This window comes from Erythrobacter westpacificensis (assembly GCF_039542285.1).
GTDB lineage: Bacteria > Pseudomonadota > Alphaproteobacteria > Sphingomonadales > Sphingomonadaceae > Alteraurantiacibacter > Alteraurantiacibacter westpacificensis.
In genome coordinates this window covers 196,822-221,549 of the sequence record NZ_BAABHV010000001.1, presented here as the reverse complement: position 1 = coordinate 221,549, position 24,728 = coordinate 196,822, and the positions used below count along the sequence as shown (strand labels likewise).

26 protein-coding genes are annotated in these 24,728 nt (G+C 65.1%); 8 read left to right on the top strand and 18 right to left on the bottom strand.

Features of this window, described 5'->3' with window-relative positions; all coding sequences use genetic code 11:
- Positions 1 to 18: 18 nt before the first annotated feature.
- The 8 genes from ABFX23_RS01180 to ABFX23_RS01145 all read right to left on the bottom strand — a co-directional run bounded on the left by ABFX23_RS01180 (position 19) and on the right by ABFX23_RS01145 (position 9,233).
- Positions 19 to 1,365, bottom strand: a complete 1,347-nt coding sequence (locus tag ABFX23_RS01180) for an ammonium transporter family protein (protein WP_346031306.1) — start codon at positions 1,363 to 1,365, stop codon at positions 19 to 21.
- A gap of 17 nt (positions 1,366 to 1,382) precedes the next feature.
- The gene (locus ABFX23_RS01175; RefSeq protein WP_120076376.1) at positions 1,383 to 1,721 is read right to left on the bottom strand and encodes a P-II family nitrogen regulator; all 339 of its coding nucleotides are present in this window, start codon (positions 1,719 to 1,721) and stop codon (positions 1,383 to 1,385) included.
- 175 nt (positions 1,722 to 1,896) lie between these two features.
- Positions 1,897 to 2,586, bottom strand: coding sequence for an endonuclease/exonuclease/phosphatase family protein (locus tag ABFX23_RS01170; protein WP_346031305.1), 690 nt, complete (start codon positions 2,584 to 2,586; stop codon positions 1,897 to 1,899).
- Positions 2,586 to 3,161, bottom strand: a complete 576-nt coding sequence (locus ABFX23_RS01165) for a pyridoxamine 5'-phosphate oxidase family protein (protein ID WP_346031304.1) — start codon at positions 3,159 to 3,161, stop codon at positions 2,586 to 2,588. Before ABFX23_RS01165 ends, ABFX23_RS01170 begins: the two co-directional genes overlap by 1 nt.
- Positions 3,162 to 3,192: 31 nt before the next feature.
- A complete protein-coding gene (locus ABFX23_RS01160; RefSeq protein ID WP_346031303.1) occupies positions 3,193 to 4,740 on the bottom strand; it encodes a peptide chain release factor 3 in 1,548 nt (515 codons plus the stop codon).
- Between the two features lie 3 nt (positions 4,741 to 4,743).
- Positions 4,744 to 7,146 carry a phenylalanine--tRNA ligase subunit beta gene (pheT, locus tag ABFX23_RS01155; protein ID WP_346031302.1) on the bottom strand — a complete coding sequence of 801 codons (2,403 nt, stop codon included), beginning with the start codon at positions 7,144 to 7,146 and terminating at the stop codon, positions 4,744 to 4,746.
- A complete protein-coding gene (gene pheS / locus ABFX23_RS01150) occupies positions 7,143 to 8,243 on the bottom strand; it encodes a phenylalanine--tRNA ligase subunit alpha (protein WP_346031301.1) in 1,101 nt (366 codons plus the stop codon). Before pheS ends, pheT begins: the two co-directional genes overlap by 4 nt.
- A gap of 105 nt (positions 8,244 to 8,348) precedes the next feature.
- Entirely contained in the window at positions 8,349 to 9,233 is an 885-nt protein-coding gene (locus ABFX23_RS01145; protein ID WP_346031300.1) for a helix-turn-helix domain-containing protein, read from the bottom strand.
- 312 nt (positions 9,234 to 9,545) lie between these two features.
- Between ABFX23_RS01145 and ABFX23_RS01140 the strand changes: the two genes are divergently transcribed.
- The gene (locus ABFX23_RS01140) at positions 9,546 to 10,421 is read left to right on the top strand and encodes an SH3 domain-containing protein (RefSeq protein ID WP_346031299.1); all 876 of its coding nucleotides are present in this window, start codon (positions 9,546 to 9,548) and stop codon (positions 10,419 to 10,421) included.
- Between the two features lie 131 nt (positions 10,422 to 10,552).
- Here ABFX23_RS01140 and rplT read toward each other — a convergent pair whose 3' ends face one another.
- The 7 genes from rplT to glpX form a co-directional block, all read right to left on the bottom strand.
- Positions 10,553 to 10,912, bottom strand: a complete 360-nt coding sequence (gene rplT, locus ABFX23_RS01135; RefSeq protein ID WP_120076368.1) for a 50S ribosomal protein L20 — start codon at positions 10,910 to 10,912, stop codon at positions 10,553 to 10,555.
- 23 nt (positions 10,913 to 10,935) lie between these two features.
- Positions 10,936 to 11,139 carry a 50S ribosomal protein L35 gene (gene rpmI, locus ABFX23_RS01130; RefSeq protein WP_048884691.1) on the bottom strand — a complete coding sequence of 68 codons (204 nt, stop codon included), beginning with the start codon at positions 11,137 to 11,139 and terminating at the stop codon, positions 10,936 to 10,938.
- A gap of 227 nt (positions 11,140 to 11,366) precedes the next feature.
- On the bottom strand, positions 11,367 to 11,795 hold the full coding sequence (locus tag ABFX23_RS01125; protein WP_346031298.1) for a gamma-glutamylcyclotransferase family protein: 429 nt from the start codon (positions 11,793 to 11,795) through the stop codon (positions 11,367 to 11,369).
- Positions 11,795 to 12,574, bottom strand: coding sequence for an inositol monophosphatase family protein (locus ABFX23_RS01120; RefSeq protein ID WP_346031297.1), 780 nt, complete (start codon positions 12,572 to 12,574; stop codon positions 11,795 to 11,797). The genes ABFX23_RS01125 and ABFX23_RS01120 overlap by 1 nt, the downstream gene beginning before the upstream one ends.
- A 45-nt stretch (positions 12,575 to 12,619) precedes the next feature.
- Complete coding sequence (locus tag ABFX23_RS01115; RefSeq protein ID WP_346031296.1) at positions 12,620 to 13,555, bottom strand: ribose-phosphate pyrophosphokinase; 936 nt, start codon at positions 13,553 to 13,555, stop codon at positions 12,620 to 12,622.
- Between the two features lie 94 nt (positions 13,556 to 13,649).
- The gene (locus ABFX23_RS01110) at positions 13,650 to 14,339 is read right to left on the bottom strand and encodes a DUF6544 family protein (RefSeq protein WP_346031295.1); all 690 of its coding nucleotides are present in this window, start codon (positions 14,337 to 14,339) and stop codon (positions 13,650 to 13,652) included.
- Entirely contained in the window at positions 14,339 to 15,331 is a 993-nt protein-coding gene (gene glpX, locus ABFX23_RS01105; RefSeq protein ID WP_346031294.1) for a class II fructose-bisphosphatase, read from the bottom strand. The genes ABFX23_RS01110 and glpX overlap by 1 nt, the downstream gene beginning before the upstream one ends.
- A gap of 63 nt (positions 15,332 to 15,394) precedes the next feature.
- Here glpX and ABFX23_RS01100 point away from each other — a divergent pair, with 63 nt between their 5' ends.
- Complete coding sequence (locus ABFX23_RS01100) at positions 15,395 to 15,874, top strand: hypothetical protein (RefSeq protein ID WP_346031293.1); 480 nt, start codon at positions 15,395 to 15,397, stop codon at positions 15,872 to 15,874.
- 2 nt (positions 15,875 to 15,876) lie between these two features.
- Here ABFX23_RS01100 and ABFX23_RS01095 read toward each other — a convergent pair whose 3' ends face one another.
- Positions 15,877 to 17,187, bottom strand: a complete 1,311-nt coding sequence (locus ABFX23_RS01095) for a homoserine dehydrogenase (RefSeq protein ID WP_346031292.1) — start codon at positions 17,185 to 17,187, stop codon at positions 15,877 to 15,879.
- A gap of 88 nt (positions 17,188 to 17,275) precedes the next feature.
- The gene (locus ABFX23_RS01090) at positions 17,276 to 18,157 is read right to left on the bottom strand and encodes a hypothetical protein (protein WP_346031291.1); all 882 of its coding nucleotides are present in this window, start codon (positions 18,155 to 18,157) and stop codon (positions 17,276 to 17,278) included.
- Between the two features lie 398 nt (positions 18,158 to 18,555).
- Here ABFX23_RS01090 and ABFX23_RS01085 point away from each other — a divergent pair, with 398 nt between their 5' ends.
- The 6 genes from ABFX23_RS01085 (at position 18,556) to ABFX23_RS01060 (ending at position 22,253) form a co-directional block, all read left to right on the top strand.
- A complete protein-coding gene (locus ABFX23_RS01085) occupies positions 18,556 to 19,203 on the top strand; it encodes an energy transducer TonB (protein ID WP_346031290.1) in 648 nt (215 codons plus the stop codon).
- Between the two features lie 36 nt (positions 19,204 to 19,239).
- On the top strand, positions 19,240 to 20,043 hold the full coding sequence (locus ABFX23_RS01080; protein WP_346031289.1) for a MotA/TolQ/ExbB proton channel family protein: 804 nt from the start codon (positions 19,240 to 19,242) through the stop codon (positions 20,041 to 20,043).
- Between the two features lie 85 nt (positions 20,044 to 20,128).
- Positions 20,129 to 20,668: an ExbD/TolR family protein gene (locus ABFX23_RS01075; RefSeq protein WP_346031288.1), complete on the top strand. Its 540-nt coding sequence runs from the start codon at positions 20,129 to 20,131 to the stop codon at positions 20,666 to 20,668.
- A gap of 50 nt (positions 20,669 to 20,718) precedes the next feature.
- Complete coding sequence (locus ABFX23_RS01070; RefSeq protein ID WP_346031287.1) at positions 20,719 to 21,153, top strand: ExbD/TolR family protein; 435 nt, start codon at positions 20,719 to 20,721, stop codon at positions 21,151 to 21,153.
- A gap of 168 nt (positions 21,154 to 21,321) precedes the next feature.
- The gene (locus tag ABFX23_RS01065) at positions 21,322 to 21,765 is read left to right on the top strand and encodes an ExbD/TolR family protein (protein ID WP_346031286.1); all 444 of its coding nucleotides are present in this window, start codon (positions 21,322 to 21,324) and stop codon (positions 21,763 to 21,765) included.
- Positions 21,766 to 21,965: 200 nt separating this feature from the next.
- On the top strand, positions 21,966 to 22,253 hold the full coding sequence (locus ABFX23_RS01060; RefSeq protein WP_346031476.1) for a phytanoyl-CoA dioxygenase family protein: 288 nt from the start codon (positions 21,966 to 21,968) through the stop codon (positions 22,251 to 22,253).
- A 4-nt stretch (positions 22,254 to 22,257) separates the two neighbouring features.
- Here the strand turns inward: ABFX23_RS01060 and ABFX23_RS01055 are convergent, their stop codons facing one another.
- On the bottom strand, positions 22,258 to 24,717 hold the full coding sequence (locus tag ABFX23_RS01055) for a ligase-associated DNA damage response DEXH box helicase (RefSeq protein ID WP_346031285.1): 2,460 nt from the start codon (positions 24,715 to 24,717) through the stop codon (positions 22,258 to 22,260).
- Positions 24,718 to 24,728 lie beyond the last annotated feature (11 nt).

The window sequence follows — 24,728 nt, the reverse complement described above, 5'->3', positions numbered from 1 at the left end:
CGCCAATTCGGTGAAGGATCAGGCCTGGCGGGCGAGATCCGGATAGGCTTCCACGCCGGTTTCGTGGACATCGAGGCCAGCGGTCTCGATCTCGGCGGAGGGACGCAGGCCCATGGTCGCCTTGAGAATGAACCACACGATGGCCGAGGCAACCGAGACCCAGACTGCGGTGAGCAGGACGCCCACGAGCTGGCCCATGAAGGTCGCATCGCCCGTCCAGGCCACGATCAGCGTGCCCCAGATACCGGCAAACAGGTGGACCGGGATGGCGCCGACGACGTCGTCGATCTTGAACTTGTCGAGCAGCGGAACGGTGAAGACCACGATGGCGCCGCCGATCATGCCGATCAGGATCGACTGACCTACGGTCGGAGCCAGCGGCTCCGCGGTGATCGACACGAGGCCGGCCAGCGCGCCGTTCATGGCCATCGTCACGTCGGCCTTCTTGTAGCGAAGCTGCGTCAGGATGATCGCGATCACCACGCCGCCACAGGCAGCCATGTTGGTGTTCACGAAAATCTTCGACACGTCCGACACGTCACCCACGGTGCCCATCGCAAGCTGCGAGGCGCCGTTGAAGCCGAACCAGCCGAGCCAGAGGATGAAGGTGCCCAGCGTTGCCAGCGGGATGTTGGTGCCGGGGAACACGTTGACCTTGCCATCGGTATAGCGGCCGAGGCGCGCGCCGAGAATGATGGCACCGACGAGGGCAGCCCAGCCGCCGGTCGAGTGGACCAGGGTGGAACCTGCGAAGTCGGAGAAGCCCCATGCGCTGTCGAGGTAGCCGCCGCCCCATTCCCAGCTGACGACCACCGGATAGATGACGCCGGTCAGCACGGTCACGAAGATGAAGAACGGAACGATCTTGATGCGTTCGGCCAGCGTGCCCGAGACGATCGAGGCGGTGGTGGCGCAGAAGACCATCTGGAAGAACCAGTCGGAGGCAACCGAGTAACCCGTTTCCAGGTCCGCCTCGCCCACGCCCTGCATGCCGTAGGCCGTGCCAGCCATGCCGAACAGGCCGGAGCTGCCTTCGGCAAAGCCGGGATAGGCAATGTTGTAGCCGATAATCCAGAACATCAGGCCGGCAATGGAATATAGGCCGATGTTCTTGAGACACTGGGTGGAGGTGTTCTTGGCGCGCACGAGGCCCGCTTCGAGCATGGCGAAGCCTGCCGCCATCCACATCACCAGGAAGCCGCCGATAAGGAACAGCAGCGTGTTGAAGATATAGGCCGTACCGCCTGATACGGCATCGGCCGCCACTTCGGCGGCGGCATCGGCAGCCGGGGCCGCGAAGGCCGGGCTGGATGCAAGCAGCGCGGTCACAGCGACGGCGCCAGTCTTGAGAATTGCAGATTTCATTTTGTCTGACCCCCTGATCACAACGCGGTTTCGTCGGTTTCGCCGGTGCGGATGCGCGTGGTCGAAGCGAGTTCGAGCACGAAGATCTTCCCGTCGCCGATGCTTTGCGTGCTGGCGGTTTCTTGGATGGTCTCGACGACCTTCGGCATGAGCTCGTCGCTGACAGCGATTTCGAGCTTCACCTTGGGAAGCATGTTCACCGAGTACTCGGCACCGCGGTAGATCTCGGTCTGCCCCTTCTGGCGACCGAAACCCTTCACTTCCGACACGGTCATGCCGGCGACGCCCAGGCCGGCGAGTGCTTCACGCACTTCGTCGAGCTTGAATGGTTTGATGATGGCGATGACGAATTTCATCCCTGACCCCTATGACTTGCCGGGTCGCTCCCGGCCGCAGATGCTGCATTGCAACAGCCGTGCCAAATGGAGGGACGTGAATGTTTTCGGGAACTTGGCGGGATGCTCGGCGATGCGGCGCTCCGCCAGCGCCCAATTCGCAGGCAGCGCGCCTAATTTTTAAGCAGCGTCGAGCCTACGATAGGCTCAATGTCACTTTTATGGGCAAGTGGTCGGATGCCTGCCGGGCCAGCGGGCTGGCGTGGACCTCGGCCTTTTGCAGTTTCCAGTGCGGCGTGTGCATCAGCCGGTCCAGCGCCAGCAGTGGCCTGCGCGCCGGGAAACTCTTGCCGGGTTCCACCATGTCCCAGTGTGCTGCCAGGCCGCGTTCGCCGCCGATGGGGCGTATCCACTCGTTGCAATCGCCCAGCATCACAGCTGGCAGGCCCGGCGCGCGCGAGTTGTTGCACAGGTGTGCGAACTGTCGCTTGCGCAGGAGGCCGGAGAGGTCGAGGTGCATCGAGGTGACGCAGATCTGCTGGCCCTGGGAAAGCAATTGCGCCCGCACCGCTCCGCGCGGTTCCAGCTGGGGGAGCGTCTCGGCTTCAACCTCCAGCACCTCCAGCCTGTCGCGCACCAGCAGGGCGTTGCCATGCCAACCCATGCTGGCAGGCTTGGTGGAATGGGCGACGATCTGCCAGCCGTTTTCGCTGAGTTCCTCCTGATCGAGCACGGCGCGCCGGGCGCCGAACCGCTCGTCCACTTCCTGCAGAGCGATGACATCGGCATCCAGCTCCTCGATCACCGAGAGGATGCGATCGGGATCGCGGCGCCGGTCCAGCCCCACGCCCTTGTGAATATTGTAGCTGGCGAAAGTGAGCTGCATCAGCCGTCCTGCGGCACGTCCCCGGCGATATAGCGGTCCGTGGTGCGCGTCGGCAGGCCGTCGATGCTTTCGCGGCGGCGCTTGTACTTGCCTGCCCATTCCTGCGGGTCGGCATTGGTATGCGCTTTCAGCAGCGTCTTGCGCTCCCGCTCGTATTCCATGAAGGGCACGCCCCAGCCGCAGCTTGTCTGCACGCTTTCCACCTCGATATCGAAGATCTGCCGCGTGCCGGGCAGGAGGATGAAGTGCTGGGCGATCTCGTCCCAGCCGCTTTCCCACGGCAGCACGGGTTTGCCCTTGCCGTAGATGCGCAGGATCAGCGCGGGTTGCTGGAAATTGCAGAACATGAGCGTGATCCGCCCGTCCGCCAGCAGGTGCGCGTTCGTCTCGTTGCCCGATCCACCAAGATCGAGATAGGCGACGCGGTCGGGAGAGAGCACGCGGAAGGTATCGCGCAGCCCTTTGGGCGAGAGGTTGATCCGCGCATCGGCGGCAGCAGTCGCGACGAAGAAGACCGGCTGGTCCTCGATCATCTCGATATGCTTGAAGTTCAGCTCGTCGAAAAAGTCGGACATAGAGGCAGCCTACGCGAGAGGCCGCACCCTGTCACCGTTCCTTGGTGGCGGAGAAGGTCAGGTCCGGGTTCTTCTCTTCCTGATAGCCCACGTCCCACGCGCTCTTTGCCATAAAGACAAGATCACCGTCGCGGTCGCGCGCCAGGTTGCCCTGATTGAACCTCTCGAATTCGCGCAGAGCGGCGTCCGATCCCTTCAGCCAGCGCGCGGTGGCAAAGGGCGAGGCCTCCAGCCCGGCACCCACCTTGTATTCCGCACCAAGCCGCGAAACGAGCACGTCCAACTGCAACTGGCCCACCACGCCCACGATGCTGCTGCCGCCGATTTCCGGGTAGAACACCTGGATCACGCCCTCTTCCGAAAGGTCGTCCAGCGCCTTGCGCAACTGCTTGGTCTTGGTCGGGTCCTTCAACTGCACGCGGCGCAGGATTTCCGGCGCGAAATTGGGCAGGCCGGTGAAGCGGATCTCGTTCTTTTCGGACAGCGTATCGCCCACGCGCAATGTGCCGTGGTTGGGGATGCCGATGATATCGCCCGGCTCAGCCGTGTCGGCGATCTCGCGGTCCTGCGCGAAGAACAGGATCGGGGAATGGACGGCAATGGGCTTGCCGAGGCCCGAGGGGGTCAGCTTCATGCCGCGTTTGAAGGTGCCAGACACCTGCCGCATGAAGGCAATGCGGTCACGGTGGTTGGGGTCCATGTTCGCCTGCACCTTGAAGATGAAGCCGGAAACCTCGTCATGCTCCGGGCCGATCTTCGTCTCGCCAGCGGGCTGCGGGCGCGGCGGCGGGGCGATATGGGCGATGGCATCTATCAGTTCCTCGACCCCGAAGTTCTTCAGCGCGGAGCCGAAGTAGACAGGTGTCAGGTCGCCGTTGCGATAGGCTTCGAGGTCGAACTCGGGATAGCCCGCCTGCGCAAGCTCGGCTTCCTCCGCATACTGTTCGGGGATGTCGGCATTCGCCTCGCGCTTACCGAGATATTCCTTCGAATCGCCTTCGGGCCGCGCCACTTCGCCGGTCTTGAAATCCAGCAGCCCCTCGAACAGGCCGCCCATGCCGATGGGCCACATCTGCGGAGACACGTCCAGCGCGAGCATGTCGGCCACTTCGTCCAGCGTCTCGAACGGATCGCGACCTTCGCGGTCCACCTTGTTGACGAAAGTGATGATCGGCACGGAGCGCAGGCGGCACACCTCGAACAGCTTGCGGGTCTGCGGCTCGATACCCTTGGCCGCGTCGATCACCATGATGGCGGAGTCGACTGCGGTCAGCGTGCGGTAGGTGTCTTCCGAGAAATCCTCGTGCCCCGGCGTGTCGAGCAGGTTGAAGGTGATGGTCTCACCCCCGTTGAGTTCGGCGTATTCCTTTTCGAACGTCATCACGGACGAGGTGACCGAGATGCCGCGCTGCTGCTCGATCTTCATCCAGTCCGACCGCGCCCGCCGCGCGGCACCGCGCGCCTTCACAAGCCCTGCCTGATGGATCGCGCCGCCTTGCAGCAGCAGCTTTTCCGTCAGCGTGGTCTTACCGGCGTCGGGGTGCGAGATGATCGCGAAAGTTCGGCGGTTGGACGTCATGGATCAGCCGCGCAGCTCCGCGCCCTGCTTGGCAGCAGCGGCGACGACCTTGTCGCTGATCGCTTTCAGTTCCTCGTCCTTGAACGATTTCTCGCCCGGTTGCAGCGTCACTTCGATGGCGACGGACTTCTTGCCCTCGGGCACGCCCTGTCCCTCGAACACATCGAACACACGGGCATCCACGATGTTCGCCTTGTCCGCGCCCCTTACAGCGCGCAACAGGTCTGCGGCGGCAAGCTCCTGCGGCACGAGGAAGGCGAAGTCGCGCTCCACCGATTGCAGTGCGGGCGGGGCGAAGTCCGGCTTCTCGAACCCGGCCCCACCTTTCTTTTGGCCCTTCTTGGCAGGGATCGCGTCGAGATAGATTTCCACGGCCACCACCGGCCCGTCGATATCGAAGGCATCGAGCGTTGCGGGATGCAGCGCGCCGAAGCGGGCGAGCACGTTCTTGGGGCCGAGCCGCAGGGTGGCGGACTGGCCGGGGTGGAACTGGCCACCGGCCCCACCCATCACCATCAGCTTGTCGACCGGAGCGCCAGCCTCGGCAAGAAGCGCCTCGGCCTCGGCCTTGGCATCGAAAGCATCGAACTTCGCAGCCTTGCCATTGGCCCAGCCGCGCGGGGTCTTCTCCCCCGCCAGTACGACAGCGAGAGTGGCATGTTCGTCGCTCGACCCGTCCTTCGCGCGCAGGTAACGGCGACCGATCTCGAACAGGCGCGAGGCGGCAGCGCCGCGATCGGCGTTGCGCTTGGCCGCACTCAGCAGGCCGGGGATGAGCGAGGGGCGCATGGCCTTCATGTCCTCGCTGATGGGGTTGTCGAGCACCCACAGCGCTTCGCCATCGGCGAAATGCTCTGCCTGCTGGGTGGGCAGGAAGGACCACGTCACGGCCTCGTTCAGGCCGCGTGCGGCAGCACCGCGGCGCAGGCGCCGTTCCAGCGCCTGCATCCGCGTAGCGGTGGGCCTGGCAACGCCTTCGGCACGCGGCAGGGCCACGCTGGCCACGTTATCCAGGCCATGGATACGCACCACTTCCTCGACGAGATCGGCAGCGCCTTCGATGTCATGCCGACGCAGCGGGCAAGTGACGCTCCAGTCCGCGCCAACACCGAAGTCGAGCGCTTCGAGGATGCGCTTCTGCTCGGCCTCGGGAACATCGACACCGCCAAGGCGCGCGGTCAGGGCCGGATCGAAAGCGATCACCTTCGGCTCGGTCGGCGGCGATCCGGCGCGAACGATCTCGCTCGCCTCGCCGCCGCAGAAACGCTGGATCAGGCTAGTGAGGCTTTCCAGCCCCTCGTCCAGCCAGGCCGGGTCCACCCCGCGCTCGAACCGTGTCCGGGCATCGGTGGCAAGGCCCAGCTTGCGGCCCGTCACGCCGATGGCCTCGGGATCGAAGTACGCAATTTCCAGCAGCACGTCGGTTGTCTCGGGCTGCACGGACGAATGCTCTCCGCCCATGATCCCGGCGATATCGTGCACACCGTTGTCGTCGGCGATCACGGTCATGCTGGGATCGAGCGTGTAAGTCTTCTCGTTCAGCGCCAGCACCTGCTCGCCATTCTTCGCGCGGCGGGCGACGACCGGGCCGGAAAGCTTGGCAAGGTCATAGACGTGCGCCGGGCGACCGAAAGCCAGCATCATGTAATTGGTGATGTCCACCAGCGCGCTGATCGGGCGTTGGCCCGCCGCCAACAGGCGCTGCTGCATCCATTCAGGACTTTCGCCATTGGGCACGCCCTTGATAACGCGGCCATAGAACGCAGGGCAGCCCTCGGGATCGTCCGTGCAGATTTCCACCGGGCAGGGGAACGTGGCGGCAATGTCATGCTCGCGCAGTGGCTTCAGCGTGCCCATGCCTGCCGCCGCAAGATCGCGGGCAATGCCGTAGACGCCCATGCAATCGGGACGGTTGGGCGTGATCGCCACGTCGAACACGGGCGATGCCCCGTGGTAGGTGGCGAAGTCTTCGCCAACCGGCGCATCTTCGGGCAGTTCGATGATACCTTCGTGCGCGTCACCAAGCTCCAGTTCGCGCACCGAGCACATCATGCCGTTCGATTCGACGCCGCGAATTTCCGACTTGCGCAGCTTCATGCCGTTGGCGGGCACCACGGCGCCTGCCACGCCCAGCACGCCCTTCATGCCTGCACGGGCATTGGGCGCGCCGCACACCACGGTGAGCGGATCGCCCTCTCCAGTCGAGACGGTGAGAACCTGCAGCTTGTCGGCATCGGGATGCGGCGAGGCGGTGAGAACTTCGGCCACGCGGAAGCCTTCCAGCTTCTCTGCCGGGTCCTCGATATCTTCCACTTCGATGCCGATGGCATTCAGCTTTGCGGCGATTTCGGCGACGCTGGCCTCGGTCTCGAGGAAATAGGTCAGCCATTCGAGCGAGAACTTCATGCCTTCGCTCCTACGCCGGCAGAAAGGGTGGGCTGGTCGAACGGGCTGAAGCCATAGTGCGACAGCCAGCGGGTATCGCCGTCGAAGAAGGCGCGCAGGTCGTCCATCCCGTATTTCAGCATGGCGAGGCGATCGACGCCGACGCCGAAGGCAAAGCCCTGCCATTCGTCGGGGTCCAGCCCTGCGAATTCGATCACACGGCGATTGACCATGCCGCTGCCCAGCAGTTCCATCCAGCCGTGGCCCGGCTCGTCGCCGCTGCCGCCAAGGATGCGCTTCCCGTTCTCGATAGCGAAGCCGACGTCGACTTCGACGCTCGGTTCGGTGAAGGGGAAGTAGCTGGGGCGCAGGCGCAGGACGATGTCCTCCGTCTCGAAAAAGGCCTTGAGGAAGGTTTCCAGCGTCCATTTCAAGTGGCCGAGATGGATGTCCTTATCGATCACCAGACCTTCGATCTGGTGGAACATCGGCGTGTGCGTTGCATCGCTGTCCGACCGATAGACGCGGCCGGGCGCGATGATGCGCAGCGGGGCGCCTTCCGCCATCATGGTGCGCACCTGCACCGGGCTGGTGTGCGTGCGCAGCAGCATCTTGCCGCCCTTGGGCGCCGTATCCGGGAAATAGAAAGTGTCGTGCATCGCGCGCGCCGGATGACTTTCGGGCATGTTGAGCGCGGTGAAGTTGTACCAGTCGTCCTCGATCTCCGGCCCTGTGGCGACAGCGAAGCCGAGGTCGGCAAACACTTCCGCCAGCTCGTCCATCACCTGGCTGACCGGATGGACGCTGCCCTTCGGCGCTTGCGGCGCGGGAAGGGTGAGGTCGATCGTTTCGGTGGCGAGGCGCGCTTCGAGTTCGGCGGCCTCAAGCTCGTCCTTGCGCGCGGCCAGCGCGTCGGCAACCGACTGGCGCAACGCCTGGATCGCGGGCGCTTTCTCCTGCCGCTCTTCCGGGCTCATCTTACCCAGCGTCTTCAGCAGGCCGGAAATGCTGCCCTGCTTGCCGAGATATTCGACGCGCAGCGCTTCCAGCGCGTTCAGGTCTGCCGCTTCGGCAATGCGGGTGCTCGCCTCTCGGGCGGTTTGATCGTGATCGGACATGGTGCTTCGATTTGATTTACGGACGGGATGACTTACGGTCAGGCCGCGCCTGTTAGCCGCCTGTCGCCCGGTGCCCAAGCCCTAATTCGCCGTGACGGTGCTCCGTCAGCCCTGGTGCGCGCCCTGTTCGGCCAGCCGGGGGGTGAAAATACTTTCCAGCAAAGGGTGTGGCATCTGCACGTATTCGCTCGGCGTCATGCCCATGAAGGCGCGAAAATCGCGGACGAAATGGGCCTGGTCGACGTAGTGCCCGTCGAGTGACGTGCTCCAGTTGCTATCGGAACTGCGCGTGTACTTGCCGAGGCTGCGCAGGAAACGCTGGCGGCGCAGCAGCAGCTTTGGCGAGAAGCCGAAATAGCGCGATGCGAGCCGCTCCAGCGTCCTGCGGCTGACGCCGACGCGGTCCACAAGCCCCTCTACATCGCCGATTGCCGGGTCTCGCAGCGCTTCGTGCAGCGCAATGACCTGCACCTCGTGCGGACTGCGAGTCGAACGGGCCGTGCACAAGAAGTCCTCGATCTGGCGCGCGGTGCCGTCGGGATCACCTGGATTTTCGCGAACGATCTCGAGAATTGGTGCCAGTCGCGCGAAAGCGGCGTGGTCCTGGCCATCGACAATAGTGTTGGCGACACCGCTCGCCGGGCTTTCGGCGTAACGGGACCAACCAACCGGATTGAGCCCGAGGCTCCAGAACTGGCTCGAGCGCAGGCGGACGCTGAGAGCGCGGCTGGTAGGCCCGTTTGCCGTGAAAGGGGCCCTCTCCTGCGGCGTTTCGCCCCACAGGGATACCCGATGCGGCTCACCTCCGGCGAGGAAATGGACCGCTGCCCAGTCCGGATAATGGCAATCGACGACCTCGACCCCGTCGGCGGCCTCGACGGAGAAGCAATAGAGCGCAGTGAAGTAATCCTGCAACCGGGAGCCCAGGCTGTAGATCCGAACTCCAACCGCTTCGTGCAATTCCGGCATTGTCGAAATACTGGCCCCCATTCGCCGGCAAGGTCCGGCGAGCGCGGCCCCAAAACCAAAGTTCACGACATTCTACAAGGCAATAACTCCAGATCGGACGATTCTATCCGATTTGGCCATAAATCAACTGCACTTAAAGCCAGTTGCGAAATGGCATCAAAGTCAGCGCTACCGTTTCTTGCGTGGTCGACACCAATATCAGGGGATCCGGCGGTCAAATCGTGACAAGCGCCGTTAGCTACATGACAAGCGCTGTTAGGTTGCGTTCTGCCTCTTGTTCGGCGCGGCAATTGCGGCTCCCTCACGCCCGACGCAACAAGCGGGGGAAAGCCGATGACGTTTATGAGAAATGCAGTGCTTCTGGGAGTGGCAGTGGCGCTTGCGCCTGCGCCCGCCCTGGCGGACGACGATGACGTGGAACTGGTGCGATGCGAGCAGAGCCTCGGCTCGATTGCCCTGGTCGACAGCCCCTCCGCGGGCTGGAGCCAGTGGGACCTCGGCAGTCCGCGAATGCTCGTCTCCCGGCTGGCCACGGAGTCGGGATGCTTTACCCCGCACACCGGGGCTGATGGCAGTGCCGCAAACTTCCTGGTAACGGCGATTGCCGGATCGCAAGAGGAGGTCGACGAAGGCATCAACATGGCCACGGGCGTTGCCAAGGAGGCGCTGTGGCGCTCCGGCGCGGCGACGGGCATCCTCTCGCGCGTACCGTTCGGCGGTGCCGCGCTCGGCATGCTTGGCGGCCTTGGCGGACGGCGGACGACGGTTTCTGCCGCATTGACCGTGGTAAGCCCGGCTACGGGACAGCCGCTGGCTGCAGGCACCGGCTCTGTCAACCGTTCCAGCCTTAGCTTTCGCGGCTCCGACGGGGCCTACAACCGCGGCCTGGCGGATACCGCCGGCTACAGCGAGAGCGGCAATGGACGCAAGCTGACCGAGGCCTTCATCGTCGCGTTCAACCAGCTGGTGGAGCAGCGTGCGGCGCTGCAAGCCTCGCCGACCGCTACCGCGCCAGCGGGCGATGAACCGGGCGCCGTCGTGGCCGTGGACACGGTAATGCGAGAACGGCCCGATGCCGCCAGTGCGGAAGTCCGGTCGCTGCGCGAAGGGACGCAGCTGACACCTTCAGGCCAGCGCGACGGCCTGTGGATCGAGGTGTCCGACAATTTCGGGACCAGCGGCTGGGTATCTGTCGAGGACTTGCAATAGTCCGAGCGGGACACCCGCAGGCGCCCTCGTTTGCGATCCCGGTTGGCGCTTGCCGGACCCGCACAAGCGAAGGGCGCGGACGGCCATTGCCATCCGCGCCCTTCTGCTGTGCCGGGAAGCGGCCTGCCGATTTAGGCGGGCAGCGCTTCCTTGGCCTGCTTGATGATCAGGCCGAACGCTTCGGCTTCGTTCATCGCGAGGTCGGCCATCACCTTGCGGTCCAGCTCGATACCGGCAAGCTTCACGCCGTGCATGAACTGCGAGTAGGTCAGGCCTTCGGGACGCACGGCGGCGTTGATGCGCTGGATCCACAGGGCGCGGAAGTTGCGCTTCTTAACCTTGCGGTCGCGATAGGCGTACTGGCCGGCCTTTTCGACGGCCTGACGGGCGACGCGGATCGTGTTCTTGCGACGGCCGCGGTAACCCTTGGCCTGGTCGAGAATACGCTTGTGCTTCTGGCGGGTGGTCACACCACGTTTAATGCGAGGCATATCTTATCTCCTGTAAACCCGGCTCAATCGAGGCCGTAGGGCGCCCACTTCTTCACGGCAGCCTGGTCGGCCTTGGCCAGAACCTTGGTGCCGCGCTGCTGGCGGATATACTTGGCATTGTGGCTGATCAGGCGGTGGCGCTTGCCGGCGACACCATGCTTGACCTTGCCGGTGGCGGTGAGCTTGAAGCGCTTCTTCACGCCGCTCTTGGTCTTCAGCTTGGGCATTTTCGTCTCCTTTGTCAGAAACACGTCCAACCAGCCCTGGCAGCCCTTTCAGCCAGACCGGAAGATAATCACGTGTCAGTGAAGGGCGCGCATCTAGCGATTCTGCGCAAGAATGCAAGTTAGTTGATGAAACACATCCGGGTGGAAGGGGTGATTGCCTGCGAAAGGGGCCGGTGACGGGAAAGAGCAACTGGCGGGCATGCCTGCTCCGGGCTGTGTAGGAAAGCCTAGCGCGAGGCGATCGGCCTGCGACCCGTCTCCTCCAGCCATGCGGCGAAGCTGCCGCCCTCGATCCGCACGGCATCGGGGGGAACGGCGCGGGCATAGCAATAGGCCTGTGCGTCCACCACCAGCGCGTTGGGCAGCATGACCGGGATGGTCTCGCGGCGATATTCTGCGTCGGGACCGTAATGCGCGTCCTCGAATTCGTCCATCGCCTGCCATTCGACTGCGCCTGCCTCGTGCACCACGCCGTGAATTTCGTCACCGTCGGGATCGGGCAGCAGGATCGGATACCAGCCGCCGTCCTTGCCTTCCACGCCGTAGAGGGCCCCGCGCGTGGTGGCGGGCAGACCGTCGTCCAGCGCGGCGACCAGTTCGGCGGCGCGGCCCTGCGCCAGCTTGCGGATCAGCACGCCGTAGACGAACAGGTTCATCAGTTGCCGCCCATCGCTTCCAGCACGTCTTCCAGCCGCGCCGGATCGCCCAGCGCCAGCACGGAGCCGTCGCTGTCGGCATGAAGCGGCTCGCCCTGCCAGTCGCACATCATCCCGCCCGCGCCTTCGACGATCGGGACGAGCGCCGCGTAGTCGTGCAGCTTCAGCCCCGCCTCGCACACGATGTCGAGGTGGCCCGAGGCGAGGCAGGCGTAATTGTAGCAATCGCCGCCCATCACCATGCGCTTGTGATCGGTCTTCGCGGCCAGCATCATGAAGATATCGCCTTCGGTCTGGCTGAAGTATTGCGGCCCGGTGGTAGCAAGGCTGGCGGACGAAAGTTCGCGGCAGCGCCGCGTCTCCACGCGCTTGCCATTATAGGTGGTGCCCTGCCCGGCGATGCCGAGCCAGCGTTCGCCCGCAATCGGCTGGTCGATCATGCCCAGCACCGGGAAGCCTTCCACCAAGAGCGCGATCAACGTGCCGAAGATCGGTCGACCCGCCAGGAAGGCCGTGGTGCCGTCGATCGGATCGAGCACCCACTGGCGGCCCGATACCCCGTCCTTCACCCCGAACTCCTCGCCGTGGATGCCGTCGGCGGAAAACTCCGCCTCGATCAGCCTGCGCATCGCCTCTTCGGCATTGCGGTCGGCGATGGTGACGGGCGTGGCATCGCCCTTCGCCTCGCTGTCCACGCCTGTGCGAAACAGCGGCACGATTTCCTTGCGCGCAGCGTCGGCAAGGCGGTGGGCAAGGGCGATTTCAGCGTCGAGGTTCATGCGCACTCAACCCCTCTCTTGTTCACCCGTTCCGCCCCGCTTCCATCAGTCGAACAGGCTCGAGACCGAGCTTTCGTCCGCGATGCGGCGGATCGCCTCGCCCAGCAGGGGCGCTATCGGCAGGATACGGATATTGTCGGAGTCCTTGGCGGCATCGGTCGGCTGGATGGAATCGGAGATCACCAGTTCTTCCAGCGCGGACTTGTTGATGCGCGCCACCGCGCCGCCCGACAGCACGCCGTGGGTGATGTAGGCCGTCACCGATTTCGCGCCCTGGTCCATCAGCGCCTGCGCCGCGTTGCACAAGGTGCCGCCCGAATCGATGATATCGTCAATCAGGATGCAGCAGCGGCCCTTCACGTCGCCGATGATGTTCATCACCTCGCTCTCGCCAGGGCGATCGCGGCGCTTGTCGACGATGGCCAGCGGCGCGTTGTCGAGGCGCTTGGCCAGCGCGCGGGCGCGCACCACGCCGCCAACGTCAGGGGAGACGACCATCAGGTCCTTGTCGCCGTAGCGCGCCTGGATATCGGCGGCCATCGTGGGCGCGGCGTAGAGGTTGTCGGTCGGGATATCGAAGAAGCCCTGGATCTGGCCCGCGTGCAGGTCCACCGCCAGCACCCGGTCGGCCCCTGCCTCGGTGATGAGGTTGGCGACCAGCTTGGCACTGATCGGCGTGCGCGGGCCGGGCTTCCGGTCCTGCCGGGCATAGCCGAAGTAGGGCACGACGGCGGTGATGCGCTTGGCAGAGGCGCGGCGCAGCGCGTCGATCCCGATCAGCAGTTCCATCAGGTTGTCGTTCGCCGGGAAGCTGGTGGACTGGACGATGAACACGTCCTCCCCGCGCACGTTCTCGTGAATCTCGATGAACACCTCTTCATCGGCGAAGCGGCGAACGCTGGCATCGGTGAGGGGGACTTCGAGATAGCCGGCAATGGCACGGGCGAGCGGCAGGTTGGAATTGCCGGACATGATTTTCATGGATGCGAATCCCTCAGGCGGTGCGGATGGCTTCGCCCTAGCGGAGCGTCATGGAATTGCAACGTGAGGAGGCGGCTTTTCCGCGTCCGCCGGTTTACCCCGGCGGGGCCTGCCATTGCGCGATCCGGCCGCGCCACACGTCGAATGGCGCTCCATCGACGATCCACCAGACACGGCCCGATTGCGGGATCCAGCGGCCATCGAAATCGCGCCAGTCGGCAAAGCTGCCGTGCCATTCACGCTCCACGAAGGTCTGCCCTTCTTTCGCGGGCCTCTGGCCGGCAATAGCCAGCGGCAAACCTTCCCCGTCGTGCGTAACGACGATTGCGCCCGTCGCATCGCCAAGAGATGCCGACACGCGGAGGCGGCGGTCATCGACGGTCTCCCATTGCAGCGCCGGGTTGGACAGGATGGCGTCCGGGCACCAGGGCAGTTCCGCCAGATAGCGCATCAGCTCGCCCTTCAGCAGTTGCGCGGACGCATCGGCCCGGGCGAGCGGCACGATGCCCAGCACATTGACCGCGCCCGTGGGGTGCCCTTCCACCAGCGAATCCTGCACCTGTACGAGGCCGAGCGGACCGACCCGCGCGCGCCAATCGAAGTTGCACCCGGCAAGGTCCATCCACTGCCTTGCGCTGAAGCGCATCCATCTCCGGCTGCCCAGATTGCGCAGCGTGCCGCTCTGGCGGAATTGTGCGCGTCCAGCCGAAAGGGATCGCGCGCGCAGCCTTTCCGCCATCTGCCCTGCTGCGCCGGGCAATTCGCGGAGCAGCGGTGCGCTCATCAGTCGATCCGGTGTTCGCCCCGCACCCAGCGCACGGTGCCCGAACTCGCCCGCATCACCACGCTCTCGGTCGTCATGATGCGTTCGCCGTTGGGGCGCTTGATGCGCTTCACGCCGTCCAGCAGGGAGCCGCTGGTGACGCCGGTGGCGGCGAAGATGCAGTCGCCTTTCGCCAGGTCGTGCAGCTTGTAGATGCGGTCGAGATCCTCGATGCCCCACTTGTGCGCGCGGCGGCGTTCGTCGTCGTTGCGGAACAGCAGGCGGCCGTTGAACTGCCCGCCCACGCAGCGCAGGGCGGCGGCGGCCAGCACGCCTTCGGGTGCGCCGCCCGAACCCATGTACATATCGATGGTGGTGTCCTGGTCGGTGGTGGCGATCACGCCCGCCACGTCGCCGTCACCGATCAGCACCACGCCGCAGCCGATGCCGCGCAGTTCCGCGATGAGCTCGGCATGGCGCGGACGGTCGAGCACGCAGACGATGATGTCCTTGGGCTGCACACCCTTCGCGGCGGCCACGGCCTCCACGTTCTGCGTCGGCGTTTTTGCAAGGTCGATCACGTCCTCGGGATAGCCCGGCCCCACGGCGATCTTGTCCATGTAGACGTCGGGCGCGTTCAGCAGGCAGCCCTCTTCCGCGGCGGCCAGTACGGCCAGCGCGTTGGGCCCGGCCTTGGCGGTGATGGTGGTGCCTTCCAGCGGGTCCAATGCGATGTCGATCCTGGGACCTTTGCCCGGCGCTCCACCCACCTTTTCGCCGATGTAGAGCATGGGCGCCTCGTCCCGCTCGCCCTCGCCGATCACCACGGTGCCGTCGATGTAGAGCGTGTCGAAGCTCTTGCGCATTGCCTCGACGGCGGCGGCATCGGCGGCCTTCTCGTCACCCCGGCCGACGAGGTCCGATGCGGCGATGGCGGCGGCTTCGGTGACGCGCACCATCTCCATGACGAGGACGCGGTCGAGCACGCTGTCGGCGGATTTCGCGGAATTCATAGGTAATTCAGGCTCCCATCTGAATGTCGGACCATGATTGGCTAGGGCGCTTAGGTCGGGGGGATGACAATGTCGAGGCGGCTGGCCCTGTTTTTCGCCCCTCTGACCATCTGCGCGCCCGCCGGGGCGCAGCAGGTTTATGGCCCCAGCGACTTCGAAAGCGAAGCGGACAGCGACGAGCCGGTGCCGCTGATGGAGGCAAAACCTTGCGAGGAAGAGGTCCGCGAGGACGGGGCTATCGTCGTGTGCCGCGAACTGGACGAGGCGGAGCGTTACCTGTCGCCCCTGCCGCGCCCGGTGCAGTCCGACAGGCGGCACGTTCCCGGCCTGACGGACCCGCCGTGCTGGGTGACGCAGGGCGAATCGCTCGCCTGCATGCGCGTGGGCTATGTCCCGCCCTATCCGCCGCTGATCGACGTGTCCGCTTTCCCTGAACCGCTGAGCGAAGAAGAGGCGGCAGCGGTTTCCGCTGTCGAGGCTGACGATACGCCGACCAGTCCGGTGCCGAGCGGCGAGCGCGTGCCGATCGACCTTTCGGAATAAGACTAACCGATCAGGCGCATCACCAGCGGCTCTTCCACCAGCGCGGGCGAGCCTTCCAGCAATTCCAGCGCACGGGTGACGCCGCTTTCCGGGCCTTCGTGGGTGACGAGCGCCACCAGCACCGGTTCCTCGTTGCCGTCGTCCGGATGGCCGTGCTGGATCATGCTCTCGATGGAGACGCCCGCATCGCGCATGGCGGCGGTGATCTCCGCCAGCACGCCGGGGCGGTCGGCCACGGTGAAGCGCACGTAGGCGCGGTTGCGGCGGTTGCCGGGATCGGCCGGCGTGCTGGCCACCAGCGTCTCCACCGGCTGCGAGAACGGCGCCATGCGCGTGCCGCGCGCAATGTCGACAAGGTCCGCCACGACGGCGCTGGCCGTCGGGCCATCCCCCGCGCCCGCGCCCTGGAACAGCAGGCGACCGACATGATTGCCTTCCGCCACCACGGCGTTGGTCGGCCCGTCCACGGCGGCAAGCGGGTGGCGCACCGGCACGAGGTAGGGCGCAACGCGCTGGAACAGGTGGCGCTCGCCGCCCTCCTGCTTGCAATCGGACAGCCCGATCAGGCGGATGACGTAACCAAGCGCACGCGCCTGGGCGATGTCGGCCGCGCGGATCTTGCTGATGCCATTGGTGTCGACCGCCGCGAAATCCAGCTGAGTCCCGTAGGCGATGCTGGCGAGGATGGAGAGCTTGTGCGCCGCGTCCACGCCCTCGATATCGAATGTCGGATCGGCCTCGGCATAGCCCAGTGCCTGCGCGTCCTTCAGCACGTCGCCGAAATCGCGGCCCGTGGTCTCCATTTCGGACAGGATGTAATTGCTGGTGCCGTTGAGGATGCCGTAGATGCGCTCGATCCGGTTGGCCGCCGCACCTTCCGCCAGTCCTTTGATCACCGGGATGCCGCCCGCCACCGCCGCCTCGTAGCGCAGCGGCGCATCATTGCCCTCGGCCAGCTGCGCCAGTTCCAGCCCGTGATGCGCCACCATCGCCTTGTTGGCGGTGACGAGGCCCTTGCCGCCGCCCAGCGCCTTGCGTGCCAGGGCCAGCGCAGGGCCATCGGAGCCGCCGACCAGCTCCACCACCACGTCGACATCGTCGCGCGCGGCGAAGGCGGTCATGTCGTCTTCCCAGGCGTAGGGCGACAGGTCCACGCCGCGATCCTTGCCGCGATCGCGCGCGGAGACCGCCACCACCTCGATCGCGCGGCCCGCGCGCGCGGCGATCAGGTCGCCGTTCTCGGCCAGCAGGCGCAGCACGCCCGCGCCCACGGTTCCCAGACCCGCCAAGGCGATTCGCAGATTGTCAGCCATTGCATTCCCCGTCCTGATACGTTCGCAATTACGTTCGGGGCGGGACCGTTAGGCATGCAGCGCTCGCTTGGCCAGACCAGTCGTGCTTCTATCCGGTAAAGCGCCGCTCGCACGGCCCCAGTTCGGCGAGGATGAAGGCATAGTCCTCGCGCGCGCGTTCCTGCGAGGCACGATCCGTCTGCAGGAACGAATCGGCCGGCAGTTCGCGCGGCAGGAAGCAGGCGAACTGGAACCATTCGAGCGATTCGGGCTGCGGCGGGGTGGCGGAGGCATCCACCAGCTCGCCCAGCGATACGCCCCATTCCGGTGCCATGCCGGGGCGGCGGATCACCGACAGCGATACGGGCGCGCCGCTCTCGGTCTCGACGAACATCTGCGTTTCCGATTCGCCCGCGAGGTTGCCCGGCACCGAGATCACGTCGCGCACGCCGGTGATCGCCGGCGGCGCGTCTGCTGCGGCAAGCTGGGTCAGCACCCGGCGCACCCGCGATTCGATCTGCGGTCCTGCGGGCAGCATGGAATCGGACGAAAGCAGCTGGATCGCTCCGGGCTGGCTGCGCGAAAGATCCCCGAAGATGAGGAAGGTGCGGTCTTCCAGGTCGGGCGCATCACCATCGTCGTCACGCCCCTGGTCCACCACGTAAACCAGTTCGGCGCCAACACCCTGCGGGGCGACCAGCAGGCTCTGCGTCAGCGCCTCGATGTACAGGCGCACCTTCGAGGGTGCGAGGTTCGGCGCGCGTTCGGGGGGGAAGGGAATCTGCTCCTCCACCGTCACGATGGCCACGGTATCGGCAGCCATCGCCATCGTCACAAGGTCGACATAGGTCGGCGCCTGGGAGGCCGGCAATTCGGCCGCCGGCATGTCCTGCGACATGGCCGGACCTGTGGTGGCACAAGCGGCAGCGGCCGTACCGAGCAGGCCGACGAGCAAGGCGCGTAGAGGGGCGGGGCGGGTTGAAGTCGGCATGTCATTCCTTCTTGGGCGAGCCATCTCGGGCAGGCCATATGCGCGCGGGCGATCATTGCAATAACGCGCCAGAACCGGCGAGGGGTCCGGCATCTTCAACAGTGCAGCGCGGTGTCGCTGAATCCGGGCTTAATCAACAAAGGGTTTGCCCCATCCGTAATGGCCCGTTAAGAGCCGCCCAAGTCTGTCCGGGAGAAAGATAGAAAATTTCCCGCTGTGACGTTTTTGGCACATTTTTGGTTGTGCCGGGTCCGCGTCACTAGTTATCAAGCGATAGGCAAAACATTCATGCGGGATCGCTCGGAGCCTATCCGGGTAGTCTCAGGAGGGCTGGATCGTTCGATCCGGCCGGTTGAGAAACGGAGTGAAGGGACTGGATGGCTTACGCTGACCAAGAAATGAGCGGCAGTCGAGTTATCTCGATTGTCATCGTTGCCCTCATCCACGTGGCAGTGGGCTATTTGCTCATTTCCGGACTCGCCATGTCGGCGGTGAAGGAAATCGCTGAGCGAGTGACCACCGTGGACATTGAGGAAGAAGTGCCGGAGCCGGAGGAGGAGCCACCGCCACCGCCGCCCGAACAGGAAGTTGCGCCGCCGCCGCCGGTTGCGCCGCCTCCGCCGATCAGCATCGCGCCGGCCCCGCCGCCGATCCGGACGCAGGCGAACATTCCGCCGCCCGCGCCGCCTGCGCTGATCGTTCCGCCGCCGGCGCCTCCCGCGCCGCCTGCACCGCCCCCGCCGCCGCCTTCGCAGGCACGCCCGGCGACCCCGGACGGCCAGGCTCGCTGGACCCGCCGCATCATCGAGAACTACCCGTCGCGTGCCCTTCGCCGCGAAATCGAGGGTACGGTCGGTGTTTCGGTGACTGTCGGCCCCGACGGCCGCGTATCGGGCTGCCGCGTCACGCGGTCCGCCGATCCGATCCTGGACGAAGCTGCGTGTTCCGACATCACGCGTTACGCACGCTTCAATCCGGCCCTGAACGATGCCGGCAACCCGACTACGGGCAGCTGGTCCACCAACATTGTTTACCAGATCAACTGATCACACAGACATTCTCTAGGAAGAGGACACAAACGCATGCTTATCGAAATTCTCGCCCCCACGGGTGCCGAAGTTGGAGCCCAGCAGTTCGGCTTCATGGAAGCCATGGAACAGGGCGGCCCCGTCGCCTGGTCGATCCTGGCGATTCTGGTGATCCAGTCGGTCGGTTCGTTCTACATCCTGTTCACCAAGATCTTCGAGCAGAACAAGGTGATGAAGGAATACCGCACCAACCGTGCCGCTTTCTGGCGCGCCGGTTCCATCAAGGAAGGTGCCACCAAGTTCGACAAGAACAGCGCATGGCGCCAGCTGGTCGACGACGGCATCCGTGCCGGCGACGAGTCGGCCAAGATGCACGACAGCCTGGAATCGCATGACTGGCTGCACGGCACCCTCGCCCGTTCGGAAAGCGCCATCATGGCCAAGCTGAACGGCGGCCTGCCGTTCCTCGCCACCGTGGGCGCAACCGCACCGTTCGTGGGCCTGCTCGGCACCGTGATCGGCATCTACCGCGCTCTCATCAACATCGGCATGTCCGGCTCGGCCTCGATCGACAAGGTTGCAGGCCCGGTGGGTGAGGCCCTGATCATGACCGCCATCGGTCTGCTCGTGGCCGTGCCCGCGGTGTTCGCCTACAACTACCTGATGAGCCGCAACCGCAAGATCCAGTCGATGCTCTCGGGCTTCTCGACCGATCTGCAGGCGAACATCACCTCGAACGGCGCCGTGAAGCCGTCGCTGGCTCCGGCCGCTGGCTCGAAGACGGCCGCTGCCAAGCCCGCCACCACCAAGGCAGGTGCAACGGCCACGTCGACCACGCCGAACGCCCCCAAGGCATAAGGCGAGCGACGTCATAGAACCGGGCGGGCGCTTTCGCATGCGAGCGCCCGCCACCAGATACGAATTCTGAGATAGGACTAGAGACATGGCCATATCGATGGGAGACGGCGGCGGCGAAACGCCCATGTCGGACATCAACACCACGCCGTTGGTGGACGTCATGCTGGTGCTGCTGATCATCTTCCTGATCGCGGTTCCGGTTGCCATCCAGACGGTCGAAGAGCTCGAGATCCCGATCTTCGAGTCGGTCGAATCGGATGACAAGGTCGAGAACCTGCTGATCACCGTGACCACCACCGACCCGGAAGGCCGCACGCCGAGCACGCTGAACACCGCTTACACGGGTGCGACGCGCGACGGCGAATGCCGGATCTTCCTCAACAACACCACGCTGGTCGATTCGGGCGAACTCTACGACCGCGCGTTCGAGCGTCTCGATACCATCGTGACCAACGCCGGTGGCCCCGAGGCGATCATGCAGAACCCGGAACTGATCCCGCAGGTGCACATCCGCGGTGACGTGAATGCCCCGTGGCGCTGCGTTGCCGGCACGATCTTCAACGTCCAGGCGGCTGGCTATCCCACCGTCGGGTTCATTTCCAACCCCGTCGACCCGAACGGCTGATCCGGCCCTCGGTCACGACGCGGACGATAGACTTTAAGGAGTAAGCTACCATGGCAATGTCAGGCGGCAGCGATGATGGCGAACCGATGATGGACATGAACATGACGCCGTTGATCGACGTCTTGCTCGTGCTGCTCATCATGTTCATCATCACCATCCCGGTGGCGACACACGCGATCAACATCGATCTGCCCTCGCCCACCAATAACCCGGACACGCCGGACGTCGACCCGATCAAGAACAAGATCGTGCTGACCCCGAACGGCCAGATCCTGTGGAACGCCACGCCCATCAGCCAGGGCGAACTGGTCGGCAACCTGCAGCAGTCGCTCACCTTCGCGGTGGAGCCGGAGCTGCAGTTCGAGCCGGAAGCCAACGCCAGCTATGACCTGTCGGCAAAGGTGCTCAACATCATCAAGGCCAGCGGCGTCACGAAGTTCGGCTTCGTCGGCAACGAGAAGTATCGCAGCTTCGGCAAGGAGTAATCCTTCCCTCGCAATCTGAACAAATCAGGGGCGGAGCGATCCGCCCCTTTTTTGTGCCTGCAATCCGCCGGGAACGTGCCTGGAAGTCCCGTGACTTGACCGATAAGGGCTGGTGTGATGTTATTGTATTACCTTCATTCTCGTGAATGTGGGGAAGAGGAGATTGCCATGGCCATTCGCTCCAGGTTGCTCGACCGCAGCTTCAACCGCCAGCCCGAGCCGATGAGCGCGCTCAACATCACGCCGCTGATCGACGTCCTGCTCGTGCTGCTCGTGATGCTGATCCTCTCGATCCCCATCGCCGCGCATCGGCTGGACGTGGACCTGCCTGGCCCCGGCCCCGCTGCCGCATCCGACTACGAAAGCGTCGCTCTGGTCGTGCAGCAGGATGGCGCAGTGCTTTGGAACGGCGAGGCGGTCTCCGGGGACGAGCTGACCACCCGCCTCACCGCCGCCGCATCGCAGCCCGAAATGCCCGTCATCCGCTTCGAACCCGAAGCCAACGCCAGCTACGAAGCCAGCGTCGGTGTCATCAACGCGGTCGCCGATGCCCGGCTCGACAAGTTCGCCTTCGTCGGCAACGAACGCTACCGCGAATTCGCCGCCGACTAGGCGATACCCGTCGAGAACAAAATCCGCGGACTACGATCTGGAGGGCCTGCAGCTGGTCGTGGTTGCGCCTTCCCGTCGCCTGTTGCACTGCATGCCGATGCACGACGACGCGGCTTTTCGATCCGGTGGATTTCAGCTCTTCTCGGGTGCAAAAGCTGGGTGCCCAACACGCCAAACCGCCAATTCGGCTGTTGTCGCGCATGGTAACTCTGCGGCTTCATCTCGATGACGTAGGCGAAGACAATGCCCCGCTGATGGTAGCCCCCGGCTCTCATCTGCTCGGCCTTATCCCGGAAAGGCAGATCGCTGACGTAGTCGCCCGGTGCGGCAGGGTCGTCTGCCTCGCGAAGGCAGGCGATATATGGTGCTATTCAACCCCGATACTTCATGCCACCCAGAGCTCGAATTCATCCGGGCATCGCCGCGTTCTTCAGGTCGACTATTCTGCGGACGACTTGCCCGAACCGCTGCAATGGCTTCCCATGTAAAGCCCTAATCCTCCAGCCCCTCCGGGAAACCATCCGCCCGCATCGCCGCGCCCGCCAGCGTCTCCGCCTCCAGCAGCAATTCGTCGTCCTGCGCGCCCTGCGGCACGCTTTCGCGCCCGATCATCACCATGACCGGCACGGCGAGCGGGCTGACGCGGTCGAGCTTCACGTGGTCCAGTCGTTCGGCCGCGGTATCGAGCAGGTCGCCGAGGCGGCCGATGTCGGTCATGCGCGCGCGGGCGTCGGCCCATGCGGCCTCGATCAGCACGTGGTCGGGCTCGTACTTGCGCAGCACGTCGTAGATCAGGTCGGTGCTGAAAGTCACCTGCCGCCCGCTCTTGCGCTTGCCGGGGTGCTGGCGCTCCACCAGCCCGCCGATCACCGCCACTTCGCGGAAAGCGCGGCGCAGCAGGTGCGAATCCTGCACCCAGTCGATGAATTCCTCGGTCAGGATATCGGGCGAGAGCAGCGGGCGCGGGTCTTCGACCGGCTTCAGGCCCCAGACCGCCAGCGAATAGTCGTTCGCCACGAAGCCGCCCGGCATCAGGCCCATCGCCTCCATCCGCGCCGTAATCAGCATGCCGAGCGACTGGTTCGCGTTCCAGCCGGTGAAGGTGTAGTAGACGGTGTAGTGCCGCTTCGCGTGGGGAAAGCTTTCCACCAGCAGGTTGTCCGGTCCCGGCAGATGGCTGCGCCAGTCCTGTACTTCCAGCCATTCGCGCACGTCGTCGGGGAAGCGGGCCCAGCCCGCCCTATCCACCAGCAGCGCGCGCACCCTGTCCGCAAGGTGGGTGGTGAGCGGCAGGCGCAGACCGCCATAGCTGGGGATCATTGCGGATTTCGAACTGCCGCGCACGATCAGCTCCATGTCCTTCAACTGCTCCACTTCCACGTTCACGCCGCCGAACTGGAAGGTGTCGCCGGGGCGGAGCGAGGCGGCGAAGCGTTCCTCCACCTTGCCCAGCGAGCGGCCATTGCGAAAGCGCACTTCGAGCATTTCGGAATCGACTATGATCCCGGCGTTCATGCGGTGGCGGTACGCCTGCTCGGGATGGGTGAGCCGCCAGACGCCGTCCCTGTCGCGCGTGATCCGCTTGAACTTGTCGTAGGCCTTGAGCGCGTATCCCCCCGTCGCCACGAATTCGAGAACCCGGCCGAACTGCTCCGCATCGATCATGGCATAGGGCCAGCAGGAGCGGACCTCGTTCAGCAGTTCGTCCTCCCGGAACGGGGCGGCGCAGGCGCAGGCCATCACGTGCTGGGCCAGCACGTCGAGTCCGCCGGGGCGAAAGTCCTCCCCGTCGCGCTGGCCTTCGTCCACCGCCTGCATGGCGGCGGTCGCCTCGAGGAATTCGAACCGGTTGCCCGGCACCAGCAGCGCGCGGCTGGGCTGGTCGAGCCGGTGGTTGGCGCGGCCTATGCGCTGGAGGAGACGGCTGGATCCCTTCGGCGCGCCCATCTGCACGACCATGTCGATATCGCCCCAGTCGACGCCGAGATCGAGGCTGGCGGTACACACCAGTGCGCGCAGTTCGCCGCGCGCCATGGCCCCTTCCACCTTTCGCCGCGCCTCTTTCGAAAGGCTGCCGTGGTGGATACCGATGGGCAGGTTGTCCTCGTTCGCGTCCCACAGGTTCTGGAAGATGTACTCGGCCAGGAAGCGGGTGTTGGTGAAGACCAGCGTGGTGTTGTTGGCGCGAATGCGCTCGTAAAGCTGGGGGATGGACCACGTGGCCGCGTGGCCGCCCCACGGCACGCGCTCTTCCTCGGGCAGCAGAATTTCCACCTGCGGCTCCGCGCCTTTTTCGCCTTGCACAAGCTCCACGGAGTCAATGTCACCCCAAGGGGCGATCCACGCGCGGTAGCCCTCGGGATCGGCCACGGTGGCGGAAAGGGCCGCACGCTGCATGTCCGGCGCTATTGCCTGAAGGCGGGAGAGCGCCAGCGCCAGCAGGTCGCCGCGCTTCTGCGTGGCGAAGGCGTGGATCTCGTCCACCACCACGCGTTTCAGCCCCGCGAACAGGGTGAAGCTGTCCTCGTAGCTGAGCAGCAGCGAGAGGCTTTCGGGCGTGGTCAGCAGGACATTGGGCGGGCGGGTGCGCTGGCGTTTCTTGCGATCGGAAGGCGTGTCTCCGCTGCGCGTCTCGATCCGCACATCGAGGCCCATCTCCTCCACCGGCATGACGAGGTTGCGCTGCACGTCGTGCGCCAGCGCCTTCAGCGGCGAGACGTAAAGCGTATGCAGGCCCTCGGGGGGCATTCCATCGCCGATGCGCGAGGGGCAGAAGTCGGCAAGCGTCGGCAGGAAGCCTGCCAGCGTCTTTCCCGCGCCGGTATCGGCCACCAGCATCGCGTGCTTGCCCGCGTCGGCTGCGGCCAGCATGTCCGCCTGGTGCCGCCGCACGCGCCAGTCGCGGCTGGCGAACCATTCGCTGATTTCATGGGGGATGGCCGCGTCTGTCACTGCAGGGAAAA